Annotated in this window: 14 protein-coding genes and 1 pseudogene; 6 read left to right on the forward strand and 9 right to left on the reverse strand. The window is 69.5% G+C overall.

What is annotated here, in order from left to right:
- Nucleotides 1-402: 402 nt before the first annotated feature.
- From ACZ7KI_RS02275 to ACZ7KI_RS02285, 3 genes are read right to left on the reverse strand one after another with little or no spacing between them, the layout of a single operon-like run.
- Nucleotides 403-1,284, reverse strand: a complete 882-nt coding sequence (locus ACZ7KI_RS02275) for an oxygenase MpaB family protein (RefSeq protein WP_470271449.1) — start codon at nt 1,282-1,284, stop codon at nt 403-405.
- A complete protein-coding gene (locus ACZ7KI_RS02280) occupies nt 1,281-1,829 on the reverse strand; it encodes a TetR/AcrR family transcriptional regulator (RefSeq protein ID WP_470271836.1) in 549 nt (182 codons plus the stop codon). The genes ACZ7KI_RS02275 and ACZ7KI_RS02280 overlap by 4 nt, the downstream gene beginning before the upstream one ends.
- Nucleotides 1,826-3,208: an amidase gene (locus ACZ7KI_RS02285; RefSeq protein ID WP_470271450.1), complete on the reverse strand. Its 1,383-nt coding sequence runs from the start codon at nt 3,206-3,208 to the stop codon at nt 1,826-1,828. The genes ACZ7KI_RS02280 and ACZ7KI_RS02285 overlap by 4 nt, the downstream gene beginning before the upstream one ends.
- Before the next feature lie 74 nt (nt 3,209-3,282).
- Here ACZ7KI_RS02285 and ACZ7KI_RS02290 point away from each other — a divergent pair, with 74 nt between their 5' ends.
- On the forward strand, nt 3,283-4,287 hold the full coding sequence (locus ACZ7KI_RS02290) for a D-cysteine desulfhydrase family protein (protein ID WP_470271451.1): 1,005 nt from the start codon (nt 3,283-3,285) through the stop codon (nt 4,285-4,287).
- 78 nt (nt 4,288-4,365) lie between these two features.
- On the opposite strand, the pseudogene ACZ7KI_RS02295 reads toward ACZ7KI_RS02290, so the two are convergent.
- Nucleotides 4,366-4,917 (reverse strand): annotated as a pseudogene (locus ACZ7KI_RS02295) (DUF998 domain-containing protein); the annotation flags it as partial.
- A gap of 53 nt (nt 4,918-4,970) precedes the next feature.
- The gene (locus tag ACZ7KI_RS02300) at nt 4,971-5,744 is read right to left on the reverse strand and encodes a protein phosphatase 2C domain-containing protein (RefSeq protein WP_470271452.1); all 774 of its coding nucleotides are present in this window, start codon (nt 5,742-5,744) and stop codon (nt 4,971-4,973) included.
- Nucleotides 5,745-5,805: 61 nt separating this feature from the next.
- Between ACZ7KI_RS02300 and ACZ7KI_RS02305 the strand changes: the two genes are divergently transcribed.
- Both ACZ7KI_RS02305 and ACZ7KI_RS02310 read left to right on the forward strand, forming a co-directional pair.
- Complete coding sequence (locus ACZ7KI_RS02305; RefSeq protein ID WP_004559389.1) at nt 5,806-6,015, forward strand: sigma factor-like helix-turn-helix DNA-binding protein; 210 nt, start codon at nt 5,806-5,808, stop codon at nt 6,013-6,015.
- On the forward strand, nt 6,015-6,539 hold the full coding sequence (locus tag ACZ7KI_RS02310) for a Clp protease N-terminal domain-containing protein (RefSeq protein WP_470271453.1): 525 nt from the start codon (nt 6,015-6,017) through the stop codon (nt 6,537-6,539). The genes ACZ7KI_RS02305 and ACZ7KI_RS02310 overlap by 1 nt, the downstream gene beginning before the upstream one ends.
- 101 nt (nt 6,540-6,640) lie before the next feature.
- Here the strand turns inward: ACZ7KI_RS02310 and yczE are convergent, their stop codons facing one another.
- Complete coding sequence (gene yczE, locus ACZ7KI_RS02315; protein WP_470271454.1) at nt 6,641-7,273, reverse strand: membrane protein YczE; 633 nt, start codon at nt 7,271-7,273, stop codon at nt 6,641-6,643.
- Nucleotides 7,274-7,334: 61 nt separating this feature from the next.
- Between yczE and yczR the strand changes: the two genes are divergently transcribed.
- Complete coding sequence (gene yczR / locus ACZ7KI_RS02320; RefSeq protein WP_470271455.1) at nt 7,335-8,789, forward strand: MocR-like transcription factor YczR; 1,455 nt, start codon at nt 7,335-7,337, stop codon at nt 8,787-8,789.
- Nucleotides 8,790-9,326: 537 nt separating this feature from the next.
- Here the strand turns inward: yczR and ACZ7KI_RS02325 are convergent.
- Entirely contained in the window at nt 9,327-10,469 is a 1,143-nt protein-coding gene (locus ACZ7KI_RS02325; protein WP_470271456.1) for a hypothetical protein, read from the reverse strand.
- Between the two features lie 376 nt (nt 10,470-10,845).
- Here ACZ7KI_RS02325 and ACZ7KI_RS02330 point away from each other — a divergent pair, with 376 nt between their 5' ends.
- On the forward strand, nt 10,846-11,319 hold the full coding sequence (locus ACZ7KI_RS02330) for a sigma-70 family RNA polymerase sigma factor (RefSeq protein ID WP_470271457.1): 474 nt from the start codon (nt 10,846-10,848) through the stop codon (nt 11,317-11,319).
- Nucleotides 11,320-11,334: 15 nt separating this feature from the next.
- Here ACZ7KI_RS02330 and ACZ7KI_RS02335 read toward each other — a convergent pair whose 3' ends face one another.
- Entirely contained in the window at nt 11,335-12,498 is a 1,164-nt protein-coding gene (locus ACZ7KI_RS02335) for a pyridoxal phosphate-dependent aminotransferase (protein WP_470271458.1), read from the reverse strand.
- 29 nt (nt 12,499-12,527) lie between these two features.
- Here ACZ7KI_RS02335 and ACZ7KI_RS02340 point away from each other — a divergent pair, with 29 nt between their 5' ends.
- On the forward strand, nt 12,528-13,826 hold the full coding sequence (locus tag ACZ7KI_RS02340) for a DUF445 domain-containing protein (RefSeq protein ID WP_465500625.1): 1,299 nt from the start codon (nt 12,528-12,530) through the stop codon (nt 13,824-13,826).
- A 174-nt stretch (nt 13,827-14,000) separates the two neighbouring features.
- Here ACZ7KI_RS02340 and ACZ7KI_RS02345 read toward each other — a convergent pair whose 3' ends face one another.
- A complete protein-coding gene (locus ACZ7KI_RS02345) occupies nt 14,001-14,501 on the reverse strand; it encodes a CGNR zinc finger domain-containing protein (RefSeq protein WP_470271459.1) in 501 nt (166 codons plus the stop codon).
- Between the last annotated feature and the right edge of the window lie 58 nt (nt 14,502-14,559).

Genomic DNA, 14,559 nt, shown 5'->3' on the forward strand with positions numbered 1-14,559 from the left:
GGGACCCTGACGCCTAGCGCAAGGAAGGGGACCTTCATGTACTTCACGACCGGCCGCACGCCACGACACGTTTGACTTACCCCTCAATAGAACCCTCCTTCGCACTCAGGACCCACGCGCGAAACCACGCACACCACCCAAGTCGGACACTTATCTCCTAAATAGGGTCCTTTGTGGACAGATCAGCCTCCGTCCCCGCTTCCGTCGGTCGGCCCGGACCTGCGCCGGGGCACGCCACGTTTGCCTCACGCCTCAATAACCCCTACTTTGCAATCATGACCCCGCCCACAACTGGGCATATAGGCATCAAGTGGACATTCGGTCAGTCCGTGAAGGCCTCCTTCGCTACCTTCAGGGTAGGTAAGGGGGTCTTCGCGGCAGTGGGCCGATCACGCCACTCGACTAGACGCGGGCACTTCCGGGGCCGGTGGTGCCGCCCAGGAAACGGTACGCGCGGGGATGGGCCCGGAACCAGACGTTGAGCCTGCCGATCCGGCGCACGAGCGAGGAGCGCAACGTCGTCGGCACCAAGTTGCCGAAAACCCGCACCACCAAACGGAAACGATCGAAGCGACGTTGGTCGCGATCAGTCCACTGTAGACCGAGCCGGGTGCGCAGGACGGGCGGCAGGGTGCCCCGGATGACGAACATCTGCGCAAGGTACTGCCATCGACGTAGGCGAACCCAGTGCTTCTCGGGCAGCCGTTGCCACGGCTTCTTCACCGTCCGGATCGTCTCGAACAACGTCGAGATCGTCTCGTTCGGGCCGAAACCGTCGATCATCTCCGCGTAGTACCGCTCGAATTCCGGCCACGTCGGTGGCATGTCCTGCTCGCGCAGGCCGAGGAGCCGTCCGACGTCGCACATCTGCGCGTAGTATTCGTCCACTTCGGGCCGGGTCATCGGAGTGCCGTAAAACCGTTGTGTGTCAACGGGAACCATCACGAGCGTGGCGTGCACCCAGGCGTAGGCGTGCGGATTCAACGCGCTGTACCGGTGCCCGTCGGCGTCGATCCCGGTGAACGACCGGTGCACCGCGCGCAACCGGTCCGCCTCGTACCGGGCGCCGTCCGGACCGCCGTAGATGTAGATGGACAGCGACGCGGCCGTGCGCATCAGCCGGGTCCACGGATCCTCGATGTAGTCGGAATGATCCCGCACCCCGGCCGCCACCACCGGATGGGCGACCTGCAGCACCAGCACCTGACCGGCCAGCAGGCCGGCCCGGAAGTCCCCGAAGTACCGCCACGCCGCCGTCCCCTTGACGATCGGCGGCCCGCTCATGACGCGCCGCGGATGAGCATCATCAACGGCAGCGCCACCGCCACGCCGTCGTCGCCGGTGGCGAGCCTGCGCAGCTGCAGCCCGGCGATCAGCGCCACGACCGGTCCGGTCAGCCGTTCCGGCGACGCGACACCGAGCGTCCGCAGGATCACCAGCGCGAGTTCGTCGTAGGCGGCGAAACAGCGTGCTGCCGCGTCCCGCAGGCCGGGGTCGCGCGCCGCCTGCAGATACAGCTCGTGCGCGCCGAGTTCGTCGGTGCCGAACGGCAGCTTGGCGATGACCTGCTCGACCACCGACGCGGCCTCCTCGACGCTCAACCCCTGTTCGCGGTAGGCGTCGACGAAACCGGTCAGCTTCGCGGTCTCTTCTTCGACGAACAGCAGCATCGCTTCGCGCAGCAACGCCGTCTGGCTGGGGAAGTGGTAGGTCAGCGTGCCGAGCGAGACGCCGGCAGCAGTCGCGATGCGGCGGTTGGTCAGCCCGCCGACCCCCTGTTCCCCGACCACCTTGAGTGTGGCGTGGAGGATGGTCTCGCGGGTGTTCACCAACCGGTCTCGGGTTTGCGGTCCTGCCACCGTTCGACCTCTTCCAGTTGCGCGGCCAGCGAGATCAGCCGTTCTTCGGCGTGCGACGGGCCGAGCAACTGCCCGCCGAGCGGCAGCCCGTCCGGGCTCAGGCCGGCGGGCACGTTGACCCCCGGCCAGCCCAGCACGTTCCACGGCCAAGCGTAGGGGCACGCCGCGATCATGGCCTGGTCGGTCTGCCAGCCGCTGAGCTCGTCGAAGCTGCCGATCCGCGGTGGCGGGGTCGCGGTCGTCGGCGTGAGCAGCACGTCCACCCGGCCGAACACCGAGCCGATTTGCCGCTGCAGCAACGGTTCCGCGGCCCTGGAAAGCCGCAGTGCCGGACCGGCGAGCACCGAACCCTGCCGTGCGTTGGCCCGGGTGCGCGGATCGAGCCGCGCCTGATCCGGGACGCGACGGGACCAGTCACGGACGCCGACGAGCGAGCGCGGCAGGAAGGTGAGACCGATCAGCCGGTAGTCCGGTTCGACCTCGACGATCTCGTGGCCGAGTTCGGCGAATCGTTCCGCGAGCCGGATGACGGCCGCGTGCGCGTCCGGGTCAAGCCGGGTTTTCGTCGCGGTGAAAGGGATCCTGGTGGACAGCCCGATGCGCATCCGGCCGGGTTCGCGCCGGGCGGCCGCCTGGAACGCGGTGCCGGTGCCCGCCGCGACGTCGAGCAGCAGGGCCGCGTCGGCGACGGTACGCGCGAGCGGGCCGACCACGGTCAGGCCGTGGAACAGTTCCCGTTCGGTCGGGACGCGGCCGCGTTGCGGTTTGATCCCGACCAGATCGGTCCACGCGGCGGGGATCCGGATCGACCCGGCCCCGTCGGAACCCAGCGCGGCGGCGATCACCCCCGACGCGATGGCCGCCGCCGCGCCGCCGGAGGAACCGCCCGGGGTGCGCTCGGGATCCCACGGATTGCGGGTCGCACCGAACGCCGGGCCTTCGGTGAAGGGCCATTGGCCGAGTTCCGGGGTGTTGGTCTTGCCGATGAGCACCGCGCCCGCCTCGCGCAGCGCGGCCACGGGCGGGGAGTCGGTCGTCGCGGGTGAGAAGTCGCCTTCGCAGCCGAACGCCGTCGGCAGTCCGGTGACGTCGAGGTCGTCCTTGATCGCGGTGGGGACGCCGAGCAGGGGAGCGGTTTCGCCCTCGGCCAGCCGCCGGTCGGCGTCCTCGGCCTCGCGAAGGGCTTCCTCATGGCGAAGGCACTTGAAGGCGTTGAGGGTCGGTTGACTCGCTTCGGCCCGTTCGAGCGCGAGACGGGTCAGCTCGACGGACGACGTCGCCCCGCTGGCGAGCAGGGCGGCCTGTTCGGCGAGGCCGGTGAACGCGAGGCTCGATTTCGAGGTGGTCATGGCTCCCCCTGGACGTCTCGTTCGTTCAAACGAACGATACCACCGGGTAGCATCGGTGTGGTTACGTGAGTTTCATGAACCTCGATCGCTTTCCCCGCGTCGACCTCGGTGGTTACCCGACGCCGCTGCATCCGGCACCTCGGCTGGCCGAGGCACTCGGCCTGGAGAACCTGCTGCTCAAACGGGACGACGTGCATCCGCTCGGCGTCGGCGGCAACAAACTGCGCAAACTCGAGTTCCTGCTCGGCGCGGCGATCGAGACAGGCGTCGACACGGTGATCACCTTCGGCGCGCTGCAGACCAATCACGGCCGTCAGACCGCCGCCGCCTGCGCGAAGCTCGGTTTGCGGTGCGAGCTCGTGCTCACCGCCAAGGTCCCTCGTGACGGTGACGCGTACGAACGGTCCGGCAACGTCTCCCTCGACCACCTCTTCGGCGCGAACGTGCACATCTGCCGGGACGGCGAGGAGACCGGCAAGACCTACGACCGGCTGATCACCGAAGCCGCCGCCGAGGGCCGCGAGGTGGCCACCTTCCCGGTCGGCGGTTCCGACGCCGTCGGGGCGCTCGGGTACGTCGCCGCCGCGGGGGAGATCGCCGGGCAACTCGCCGAGCGCGGCATCACCAAGGCGCGGCTGGTCGCCCCGCATGCCAGCGGCGGGACGTCGGCCGGGCTCGTCGTGGGGACGGCGGACCTCGACTGGCTGACCCTCGACATCGCCTGCGTCAGCCATCCGGTGGACGAGGCCCTGGACAACCTCGCCGATCTCACCACCGCGGCGTCCGCTCTGCTGGGCAAGACGCCGCCATCACTCGAAGGTCTTCATATCGACGACCGCACGATCGGCCCCGGCTATGGCATCCCGACCGCCGAGACCTGGGACGCGGTGCGGCTTTTCGGCCGTACGGAAGGGATCGCGCTCGATCCCGTGTACACCGGCAAAGTGGGCGCCGCGCTGATCGACTGGGCCGCTGAAGGCCATTTCGCGGCCGACGAGCACGTTGTTTTCCTGCACACGGGCGGGCTGCCCGGCCTCTACGGGTACGCCTCGGAATTCGCCGACGCGGTGAGCCGCTGACGCGACCTTCAGCATCCCGGCGATCAGGACCACGTGCACCACCAGCGAAAGCCGCTGCGCGACACCGACCGGGACGATGTCGGTGAGGGTCATGAAGAACGGGATGTCGGACAGGCGCACGAAAATGAAGCTGAGCCCGAAGACGACCAGGCCGGTCGCGCTGCCCCAGGCCAGGCGGCCGATCTGCCTGGCCGCGGGGGTGCCGCGCAGATTGTCGCGCAGGCTGAACCCGGCGGCGGGCAGGCTGAGGAACGCCACAAGGCAGGCGTAGAGGTGGATCTCGCCGCTGACCGGGTCCGGGAATTCGGGGTAGCTCGCCGGGAAGACCGCGGCCGCCGCCAATCCCAGCGACCACAGCACGAAGAGCAGTTTCGTGGTGCGGCTCAGCGGGATCCCGGCCGCGGCCAGCGCGCCCAGCGCGGTGAGCGAGCCGATGGACAGCGAAAGCACGCTGGCCCCGAGCATGCCCGTGCCGCGGTCGACGTAGGCGTAGCTGGACAGCGTGTCGAACACCGGATCGCGTGAGCTGATCAGGTGCAGCACGACCATGGTGAACAGTGCCCAGCCGATGGCCGCCCCCGACGCGATCAGCCAGGGCTTCGTCCGCGATCTCTCCCCAGGGAACGTCATGCGTCCAGCGTGCTCGCGCGGCCGCGGATTTCCGATCCGGGAAGCCCCCGGTTTTACCCTGGGGCTACCCCGAAGTCGACTACTACCAACAGCTGGTCATCGTGCCTTTTCGCGCGGGGCCAGCGTTCGCCGTCGGGGTCCTGTTTCTCCGCCGTGCGCACCGCGTCGAGGACGGCGTCCGGACCACGCTTCCGGCTGATGTCGAGCACTTCCGGCCAGTCGAAGAGTTCGTACTCGTCGACACCGACCGCGACGCCGTCCGTCGCCAGCAGCAGGGCTTCGACCTCCGAACGCGGCCAGCTTCGGCGGACGGCCTCGGCGGCCGCCTTGGGTTCCGCCTCGGCGACCCAGAAGCCGTCCGGCGCGTTGCGTTTGGCTCGGACGTCGGAACCGGTGCGGAGCTGACCACCGCCGCGCAGCTCGACCAGCCTGTCGTCGGTGAGCGGGTCGGCGCCGGAGGGCCCGAAGGCGACGATCGGGCTGTCGGCGAGTACGAGTCCGTCGACGGTGTCGTCCGTCCAGCGGGCGATCGCGACCGTGCTCGACGGCGAGCGGCCCGGTTCGAGGCCTTCGCGCCGGGCGACGTCGGCGATCGACTCGGCCAGCAGCACCGCGAGATCCGCCTGGGGTTCCGCGCTCAGCGCCTGCGACAGGCTGTGCACGAGCAGGCTCGCGTACCAGCCGCCGGGCGGGAGATCCGGATGCGGCGAGGTCGCGCCGTCGAGCACCACCACGGCGTTCCCGAGCACGGCGACGTGGTCCTCGGTCGGGCGCGGCGAGCCGTCCGCACCTACTCCGTCCCTTTCCGCCACTGCGATTTCGGCCATGCCCCGACCCTAACTGTCAACCAGCGTTGACACAGCCGGGATGTCAACGTAGGTTGACGTCATGACCGAAGCGACAGACCTGGCCGCGCGAGCCGGCGACCGCGATCCCCGGGTGGGATTGCGCGCCGTCGCCGCCTTGCGCCGGCTGTTGGAACAACTCGAAGCCGTGCAGGTCCGCAGCGCGCGGGTCCACGGGTGGTCCTGGCAGGAGATCGCGGCCGAGCTCGGGGTCAGCAGGCAAGCGGTGCACAAGAAGTACGGGAGGCACTGATGTTCGAACGCTTTACCCCCGAAGCCCGCGAAGTCGTCGTCGAGGCTCAGCGCGTCGCGTCGGACGAGGCGTCCGCCAACGTCGACCCGCTGCACCTGCTGACCTCACTCGCCCGGAACACGAAGGTGCTGACCGCGCTGGGCTGCCCGGGCGACGAACTGGCCGACGACCTCCGGCGCGTCCGCCGCCGTGGCGGGATGAGCGACGCCGATGTCGAAGCACTGAGCGGGTTCGGCATCGACGTCGAGCACATCGTCGAGCGGGTCGAGCAGACCCACGGTCCCGGCGCGCTGACCGGCGGACAACGGAGCAAACGCGGCCACCGGCCCTTCACCCCCGAGGCGAAGAAGGTGCTGGCGCAGACCCTGCGCGAAGCCATCGATGTCGGCAGCAAGCGCATCGAGGGCGAGCACCTCTTGCTCGCGCTGACGTCACTTCCCGGCGTGGCCGCCGACGTCCTCGCCCAGCGCGGCATCGACTATCTCGCCGTCCGCCGCCTGCTGGAGCGGCGGGAGGCCAGCTAGCGCTCACTGATCAGACGGAGATCTCACGTGATCTCCGTCCAATCACGGGAGATCGCCGCTCAGTCACGCGTGATCGCCGTCTAGTCACGTGTAAGACCTCTTCAGCTCTCGGCCCGTCCACGCCAGGCGACCAGTGGCAGGAAAGCCTGCGTGAGCGGTCCGATGGCGAGTGCGTAGAGGATCGTGCCGATGCCGACGGTGCCACCGAGCAGCCAGCCGGCGGCCAGGACGGTGAGCTCGATGAGGGTCCGGACGAAGCGGATCGACTTGCCCGTCCGCGCCGCGAAGCCCGTCATCAGCCCGTCGCGGGGTCCCGGGCCGAGCCGCGCGCCGACGTAGATCGCGGCGGCGAGGCCGTTGAGCACCACGCCGGCGACCAGGTTGGTGATCTGCCAGCCGAGCACGTGCTGGTCGGGCAGGAAGAGCCGCACGAAGTCGACGGTGAGCGAGATGACCACGATGTTGGCGACCGTGCCGATGCCGGGTCGCTGCCGCAGGGGGATCCACAACAGCAGCACCGCGACCGAGGCGAGCGCGGTGACCGTGCCGAACGTGAGGCCGGTGAGCTTCATCAGGCCTTCGTGGAGCACGTCCCACGGGTCGAGGCCGAGGCCGGACCTGGTCAGCATGGCCATGCTGCCGCCGTAGAGGGCGAGCCCGCCGACGAGCTGGATCGAGCGGCGGGCGGTGTCGTGGGAGATGCCGACGGGTCTGAGGTCGAGTGTAAGTGCCACGACTGCACCATCGGGGGTAAGTGGCTACCTTGACCATGACCAATCCGCAATAATTGGCCTTATGGAACCGCTGATTCCGCTGACTGGACGTGTTTCGGGCCAGAAATTGGCCACCTTGCTGGGAAGTTGGCGGCAGAGTGGTTCTCGTCACGGCGCCGCGGACCTCGCCGCGGCGGTCGAACTGCTGATCCTCGATGGCAGGCTGCCGCTCGGCACGAAACTCCCGGCCGAACGAGAACTCGCCGACGCGCTGGAGGTCAGCCGCACGCTGATCGGCGCCGCGCTGGACAAACTGCGGGCCGACGGGCTGGTCGCCAGCCGCCGTGGGGCGGGCTCCTGGATCGCGTCTCCCGGCGGCCGTGGCCGGGAGACGCTCCTGCCGTCCGGCGAAGACCTCATCGACCTCGCCCAGGCCTGCCCGCCCGCCATCGCGGGCCTCGTCCCCGCGGTGGACGCGGCCCGGAAGTCCTTGGTGGAGCATCTCGGCGAGAACGGCTATCACGTGCGCGGTCTGCCGGTCCTGCGTGAACGGATCGCCCGCCGCTACACCGAACGCGGGCTGCCGACCAACGCCGATCAGGTGATGGTCACCAACGGCGCGCATCACGCGTTCGTGCAGGTCCTGCGGATGCTGGCCGGTCCAGGTGACCGGGTGCTGGTCGAGCAGCCGACGTATCCGAACGCCCTCGAAGCCATCGGCGCCGCGCACGCCATCCCGGTGCCGGTGCCGCTGGATCCGGCGGGCGGCTGGGACATCGTCGGGATCGAGGCCGCGCTGCGGCAGTCAGCGCCGAGGCTCGCGTACTTCGTCGCGGACTTCCAGAACCCGACCGGGCTGCGGCTGGACGTCGACGGCCGGGAGCGGCTCGCCGCCGCGCTGAACCGCGCACGGACACCGGCGATCATCGACGAGACACTGGTCGAGCTGGACCTCGAAGGCGATCCGGTGGACGGGCCGCCGCCGCTCGGCGCGTTCGCGGGCGATCTGGGCATCACGATCGGCTCGGCGTCGAAATCGCATTGGGCCGGGCTCCGGCTGGGCTGGATCCGCGCTTCGGAGGACGTCATCGGCAGGCTGATCGCGGCCCGTTTCGCCGTCGACCTGGGGTCTCCGGTCTTCGAGCAACTCGTCCTCGCCGAACTGCTCGACGACGGCGGGGCCGCGCTCGCGCACCGCCGCGAGGAGACGCTGGCCCTGCGTGACGCGCTGACCGGAGCACTGAACTGGTACTGCCCGGACTGGACGTTCACCGTGCCGCCGGGCGGGCTTTCGCTGTGGTGTCGTTTGCCGGAGCCGATGAGCACGCGCTTGGCCGTCGCGGCGGCGGGGCACGGGGTGCAGGTGGCGCCGGGCTCGCGATTCGGCGTCCACGGTGGGTTGGAGCGCTGGCTGCGGCTGCCGTACGCGTTGCCGGCCGACCGGCTTTTCGAGGCCGTGCGCCGGCTTGGCGCGGCCGCCGCTTCGGTGAGCGCGACCCCCGCCACGGCCGCCCCCGTAGCCGTCCAGATCACCTGACGCGCCCCCTGACCGCCCGCGTTTCGTCCTCTAAACGCGGTAGTTCGTACTGCCAACTACCGCATTCAGAGGACGAAACGCGAGGGGTACGGGGCGGGAAAACGGAAATAGCCGGTGCGCCGGTGGGGCGGCCGATGCTCCAGGGAGGGCATCGGCGCCGCACGACCAGCGCACCGGCTATCCGGCCCGCCCCCAGGCCGAAACCTGGGGACGGGCACCGCGGCGGTTACCCGGCACCGCCCCTCGACGTGCCGGGAACCGCCCGCGGATCAGGTGGTCTTCGAGCTTGGCCGGCTCCTGCTCGGCGCGGTGAGCAGAAGCCCCCGAAGTCCACCCGGTGCTGGTCCCGGCGCCGCAGGGGCAGCGCGGCGCCGGGGCCGGAATCCGAACCGGCCGGGCGCGGTCGGCCGTTCGGGAAGACGGGAAAACCTGAACGAGGGCAGGCTGAAACGCGACTGGGCCGAGGATTGTCAGAAGACGTCGAAAACCGAAGTTGATCTTGGTTTGGACGTGGTTCTCCCCGGCGACCCGGTCAGGTCAGTCGGGGGAGGTGGCGGGAAGCGCGGCTTCCCTGCCGGTGCGCTCGCCTTCGTGATCGCAGCCGGTGCCAAGGAGCTTCAGCTGCGTGGCGGGGATTCCGGCGTCGAGCACCGCGAGCGGCCCGCGGCCGCCGGCGGAGTTGTCATGCCCTGGCTGAGCGCTCGAGGTGGGCGCCAGCGGGGCCACCGGGGTGTTCGGCAGGCCACCGCCGCCGCCCGAGCCGCCGCCGTGCGGGGACGCGTGCGTGCCGGACTCGGCGGGAGCGGCCGGGGAAGCGGGCTGGACGTCGGACTTGACCCGGGTGGGCAGGACGACGCGGTGGTTCTGGCTCGCCGCCGCCGGAGCGGGTGTCTCGGCCGGGACGGCCGGACGCGGGGCCGGGGCGATCGGCGCTGTCGGTGCGAGCGGCGTGGCGGTCTTGGCCGGGACGGCGATGGTGACCGAGCCACTGGCCGAATCGCCGGAGCCGCCGCCGAAGACCGGGTCGAGCGCGTCGCCGACGCCCGGCAGGATCTCGGGGTTGTCCGATCCGCAGCACGGACTCGGCGTGATGATCGGCACGATGACGTGCTCGCCGATGCCGCCGACGACCCCGCCGACGGTTTCGACGACGCCGCCGACCGTGTTCGTGACGACGTCGAGCACTCCGCCGAGGAGGCCGCCCAGCAGACCGTTGCCGGACTGGGTCTTGGTGGTCTGCGTGGTCGTCTCGACGGGTTCCGGGGAAGCGGTCTTCTCGACGGGACTCGCGTTCGATACGGCCTGCTCCTCGACGGTGGCCTCAGGCTCCTCGCTCGAAGCGGGAGCGGGCTCTGCCGTCGCGGGCTCTTCCTCGGGGGACGCGGACTTCGTGGATTCCGTGGTCTCGGCGGGTTTCGTGGCCCCGGCCGAGCCGGAGTCCGAAGTGGACTCATTCGGAGTAGTCGTTTTCCCGGCGTCGGTTTCGTTCGACGGCTGGACCACGGAGCTCTCGGGCGTCGTGGCTGCCGGTTCTTCGGCCGAAGCCGGGGTGCTCAGGACGGCGCCGAGGACCCAGCCCGTGAGCGCGATTCCGCTCGCGAAAAGGATTCGCGCTCCGGCGTTCGACAGCGTTTTCGACGGGATGCGGCCGCGACGGTGCACGACTGCCGTACCGCTCATGGCAATCACCGCCGTCCGCGCCTGAAACCCACGTTTTCCGCGTGAGTTCGATCTTTCTTGGGGTCTCTTCCGGTCAGGTCGCAGTTCCCCCGGGGCTGCACCAGTTTTAGCACCGGAGGGGAGTGTTTCACCTCAGCCGCCGTTGATCCAGCCCGTTAGGCGGAACGACGCAACCGGCTCCGGTACCTGGAGTACCGAAGTTGATCACTCTCGGTGTGTGTCCGGCGGCCATCCGGGCACAGGTGGAACTACTCAAATGCTCGGTGACCTGATGTTTTCAAGCCTTGAGCCGGATCCCTGCTGCGGTGCGTGCCGTCGAAGTCGCGTTCGGTGATCGAGCGGGCGGACGTGCGCCGCCGGGAGGGGAGAGTCCGCGATGTGGGACGTGAACGCGGTGACGGCGGCGGTGCTCGGCGCGCTGAAGGCCTACCGGCTGAGCGAAGCCGACGCCAGGGACGTCTGTCAGGAAGCGTGGCTGGAACTGTTTCGCGCGCCGGGCTCACTGCGCGACGAAGCGAAGCTCCGTGCTTGGTTGACGACCACCGCGCGACGCCGCGCGCTGCGGATGATCACCAGGAACAGACGCGAAACGCCGCCTCCGCCGCCGGGTCCGGAGCCGACCCCGGAGGCCGAGGTCGTCCGCGCCGAACGCGACCGCGCGCTCTGGGCGGCGGTCGATCGGCTCCCGGACGTGCACCGCCGCCTGATGTGGTTGCTCGCGCACCGGCCGGAGCTGTCCTATGCCCAGCTCGCCGGGGAGCTGGGGATCAGCCCGGCCAGTGTCGGAAGGCTCCGAAGACGGTGTCTCGACAGGCTCCGGCGTGCTCTCGAAAAGGGCGGCTGGGCCTGACGGACATCAGACCAGTCACGCCAGTTTGCGCAATCGGGTGACGGCTTCATCGATGACCTCGTTACGTTTGCAGAACGCGAAACGCAGCAGGTGTTTCCACTCTTCCGGGTGATCGGTGAACACCTTTACGGGGACGGCGGCCACGCCCACCCGTTCGGGGAGCTCCCAGGCCAGTTCCGCGGCGTCTTCGAAACCGAGCGGCCGGACGTCGACGCAGATGAAGTACGTCCCGGCGGTCGGCCGGACGGCGAACCCGGCTTCCGCGAGGCCTGCCGCGAGCCGGTCCCGTTTGCTCTGCAAGCTCTTACGCAGGTCTTCGACCCACGGCAGTTCGTGGTCCAGCGCGTGGGCGACGGCCGGTTGCAACGGGCCGCCCGAGACGAAGGTGATGAACTGCTTCGCCGCCTTCACCGCCGCGACCAGTTCGGGAGTCGCGCAGACCCAGCCGATCTTCCAGCCGGTGCAGTTGAACGTCTTGCCGGCGCTGGAGATCGACACCGTCCGCTCGCGCATACCGGGCAAGGTGGCGAGCGGGAAGTGCTCGGCGTCGTCGAAGACCAGGTGCTCGTAGACCTCGTCGGTGATCGCGATCAGGTCGTGCGTCACGCAGAGCGCGGCGACCGCCTCCAGCTCGGCGCGGGTGAACACCGTGCCGGTCGGGTTGTGCGGCGAATTGATCAGGATCGCCCTGGTCCGGTCGGTCACCGCGGCGCGGAGGCCCTCGACGTCCAGCGCGAACCGGCCGTCACGTTCCACCAGGCCGACCACGCGCCGCTCCGCGCCGGCCATGGCGACCGCGGCCGCGTACGAGTCGTAGTACGGCTCGATGACGATGACCTCGTCGCCTGCCTGCGTCAGCGCGATCAGCGACGCCGCGATGGCCTCGGTCGCGCCCGCGGTGACGAGGATCTCGGTGTCCGGGTCGTACTCGACGCCGTACCGCAGGCGGTGCCCCGCGATCGCCGCGCGCAGCTCCGGCCGCCCCGGACCCGGCGGGTACTGGTTCGCGCCGCCGAACAGGGCGTTCTTGGCGGCGTCGAGCATCCCGGCGGGCCCGTCGGTGTCGGGAAAACCCTGGCCGAGGTTGACGGCGTCGTGGCGGACGGCCAGCGCCGTCATCTCGGCGAAGATGGTCGAGGTGAAGGGCTGGAGGCGGGAGACGAGGAGAGGTTCGCGCACGATCAGCCATCCTCACGGACAATGGCGGTGTGGAGCAACTGACGCCCGCCAAGGTGACCCCAGCCGATCCGCCCGGTGGTACCGCCGCCGAGGAGGAGAAGCGGCGCGGCCTGCGCAAGATGAAGATGGTCGCGCTGTCGTTCCTGCTCGGCGCCACGGTGATCTTCCTGCTGACCAGCTGGGCCGAAGCCGCGGGCTGGCCGGGCTGGGTCGGCTACGTCCGCGCCGCCGCCGAAGCCGGGATGGTCGGCGCGCTCGCCGACTGGTTCGCGGTGACCGCGCTGTTCCGGCATCCGCTGCGGATCAAGATCCCGCACACCGCGATCATCCCGAACAAGAAGGACGCGCTGGGCAGCAGCCTCGGTGACTTCGTCGGCTCGAACTTCCTGTCGGAGTCCGTGATCCGCGAGAAGCTGAGCCGCGTCGAGGTCTCGAAGCGCCTCGGCGGCTGGCTCTCGCAGCCGCAGAACGCCGAACGCGTGACATCCGAGCTGGCCACCGTCGTCCGGGCCGCGGTCAAGGTGCTCCGCGACGAAGACGTCCAGGCGATCATGGAACAGGCCGTGGTCAAGCGGATCGTGGACAAGCCGTGGGGTCCGCCGCTCGGCAAGATCCTCGCGGGCGTGTTCGCCGACGGGGCGCACCACAAACTCGTGGACCTGATGTGCGACCGCGCCTACGAATGGGTGCGGGACAACCACACGACGATGCTGCGCGTGGTCTCGGACCGGGCGCCGAGCTGGTCGCCGAAATTCGTCGACGAGATGCTCGCGGACAAGGTCTACGGCGAGGTGCTGTCGTTCGTCTGGGCGGTGAAGACCGACGTCAACCACCCCATGCGGCTGGCGCTGGACAAGTTCCTCGGCGAGTTCGCCCTCGACCTGCAGACCAACCCCGAGGTGATGGCGCGCGCCGAGCAGGTCAAGTCCCAGATGCTGGGGCACGACGAGGTGCAGAAGCTGATCGGCTCGGCGTGGGCGACGGCCAAGGAGATGCTGCTCAACGCCGCCGAGGACCCGTCGAGCGAGCTGCGCCGCCGGGTGCGCACCGGACTCGAGGCGCTGGGCGGGCGGCTGGTCTCCGACGACCACATCCGGTCCAAGGTGGACAACTGGGTGGAGGGGGCGGCGGCCTATCTGGTCACGCACTACTCCAAGGAGATCACCACGATCATCACCGACACCGTGGAACGCTGGGACGCCGAGGAGACCTCGCGCAAGATCGAACTCCAGGTCGGCCGGGATCTGCAGTTCATCCGGATCAACGGCACGGTGGTCGGCGCGCTCGCCGGGCTGGTCATCTACGCGGTCGCGCAGCTGCTCTTTTGAGCGGCGGCGCCTATACCACACTCCGGAGGCCTCACCGCGAGTTGTCCACAGGAAGTGGAGTCATCCCCAGGGTTATCCACAGCTTTTCACGTTTTTGGCCTAACGCTGTGCACAACCCCTGGGGGTAACTCGGGGGTGGATGACACCAGAAGTTGTGGTGAGGACGCGTGCCGGTCAGGTCGAGATGTCCGCCGTCCGCGCCCGCCACGCCCGCGCCTTCTCCCGGTTCCCGCACGACCGCATCGAGCACCACGTCCGTGACCGGTTGCGTGACTCGTCGTAGAACGCCCACAGGCAGTCGTCCGCCGGGCAGATCTTGAGCCGGATCCACTCCCCGAGCACGGTCAGCCGGATCGACGCCGCCATCACCGCCTCGCTGACCGATTCCGCGACCAGGAGCGGGCCTTCCGGGCCGAGGACGACCTCCGCCGGAGCGCGCAGGCCGAGCCGGGGCAGCCGCGGATCGCCGATCGCCGCCCGCAGCGCGTTCCGGGTTTCGCGGGCGGCCGCGGGGGTATCCGGGCGCAGCCGGTGATCGTGGGCCCAGCGTTGCCAGGTCTCCAGATCGTCCAAGAGGTCGGTGCCGCGTTCGACGTTCACCGTGTTCAAAAACTCGACCACCAGGGACGCGTCGGTGTTCACCTCGCCCAGTGTACGGCCGGGACCGGTTGTCATCGGCAGCGATAACCCTCATACTCGATTCACTGGTTACTCGATCATTCTGGAGGCTGAA

It is taken from the genome of Amycolatopsis sp. NPDC039088 (assembly GCF_055598845.1).

What these genes read in the sequence shown, in the direction of transcription:
- ACZ7KI_RS02290 (WP_470271451.1), top strand. Translation starts at nt 3,283, where the DNA reads ATGAACCTCGATCGCTTTCCCCGCGTCGACCTCGGTGGTTACCCGACG.
- ACZ7KI_RS02310 (WP_470271453.1), top strand. Translation starts at nt 6,015, where the DNA reads ATGTTCGAACGCTTTACCCCCGAAGCCCGCGAAGTCGTCGTCGAGGCT.
- yczR (WP_470271455.1), top strand. Translation starts at nt 7,335, where the DNA reads ATGGAACCGCTGATTCCGCTGACTGGACGTGTTTCGGGCCAGAAATTG.
- ACZ7KI_RS02330 (WP_470271457.1), top strand. Translation starts at nt 10,846, where the DNA reads ATGTGGGACGTGAACGCGGTGACGGCGGCGGTGCTCGGCGCGCTGAAG.
- ACZ7KI_RS02275 (WP_470271449.1), bottom strand. Translation starts at nt 1,284, where the DNA reads ATGAGCGGGCCGCCGATCGTCAAGGGGACGGCGGCGTGGCGGTACTTC.
- ACZ7KI_RS02325 (WP_470271456.1), bottom strand. Translation starts at nt 10,469, where the DNA reads ATGAGCGGTACGGCAGTCGTGCACCGTCGCGGCCGCATCCCGTCGAAA.
- ACZ7KI_RS02305 (WP_004559389.1), top strand. Translation starts at nt 5,806, where the DNA reads ATGACCGAAGCGACAGACCTGGCCGCGCGAGCCGGCGACCGCGATCCC.
- ACZ7KI_RS02300 (WP_470271452.1), bottom strand. Translation starts at nt 5,744, where the DNA reads ATGGCCGAAATCGCAGTGGCGGAAAGGGACGGAGTAGGTGCGGACGGC.
- ACZ7KI_RS02345 (WP_470271459.1), bottom strand. Translation starts at nt 14,501, where the DNA reads ATGACAACCGGTCCCGGCCGTACACTGGGCGAGGTGAACACCGACGCG.
- ACZ7KI_RS02285 (WP_470271450.1), bottom strand. Translation starts at nt 3,208, where the DNA reads ATGACCACCTCGAAATCGAGCCTCGCGTTCACCGGCCTCGCCGAACAG.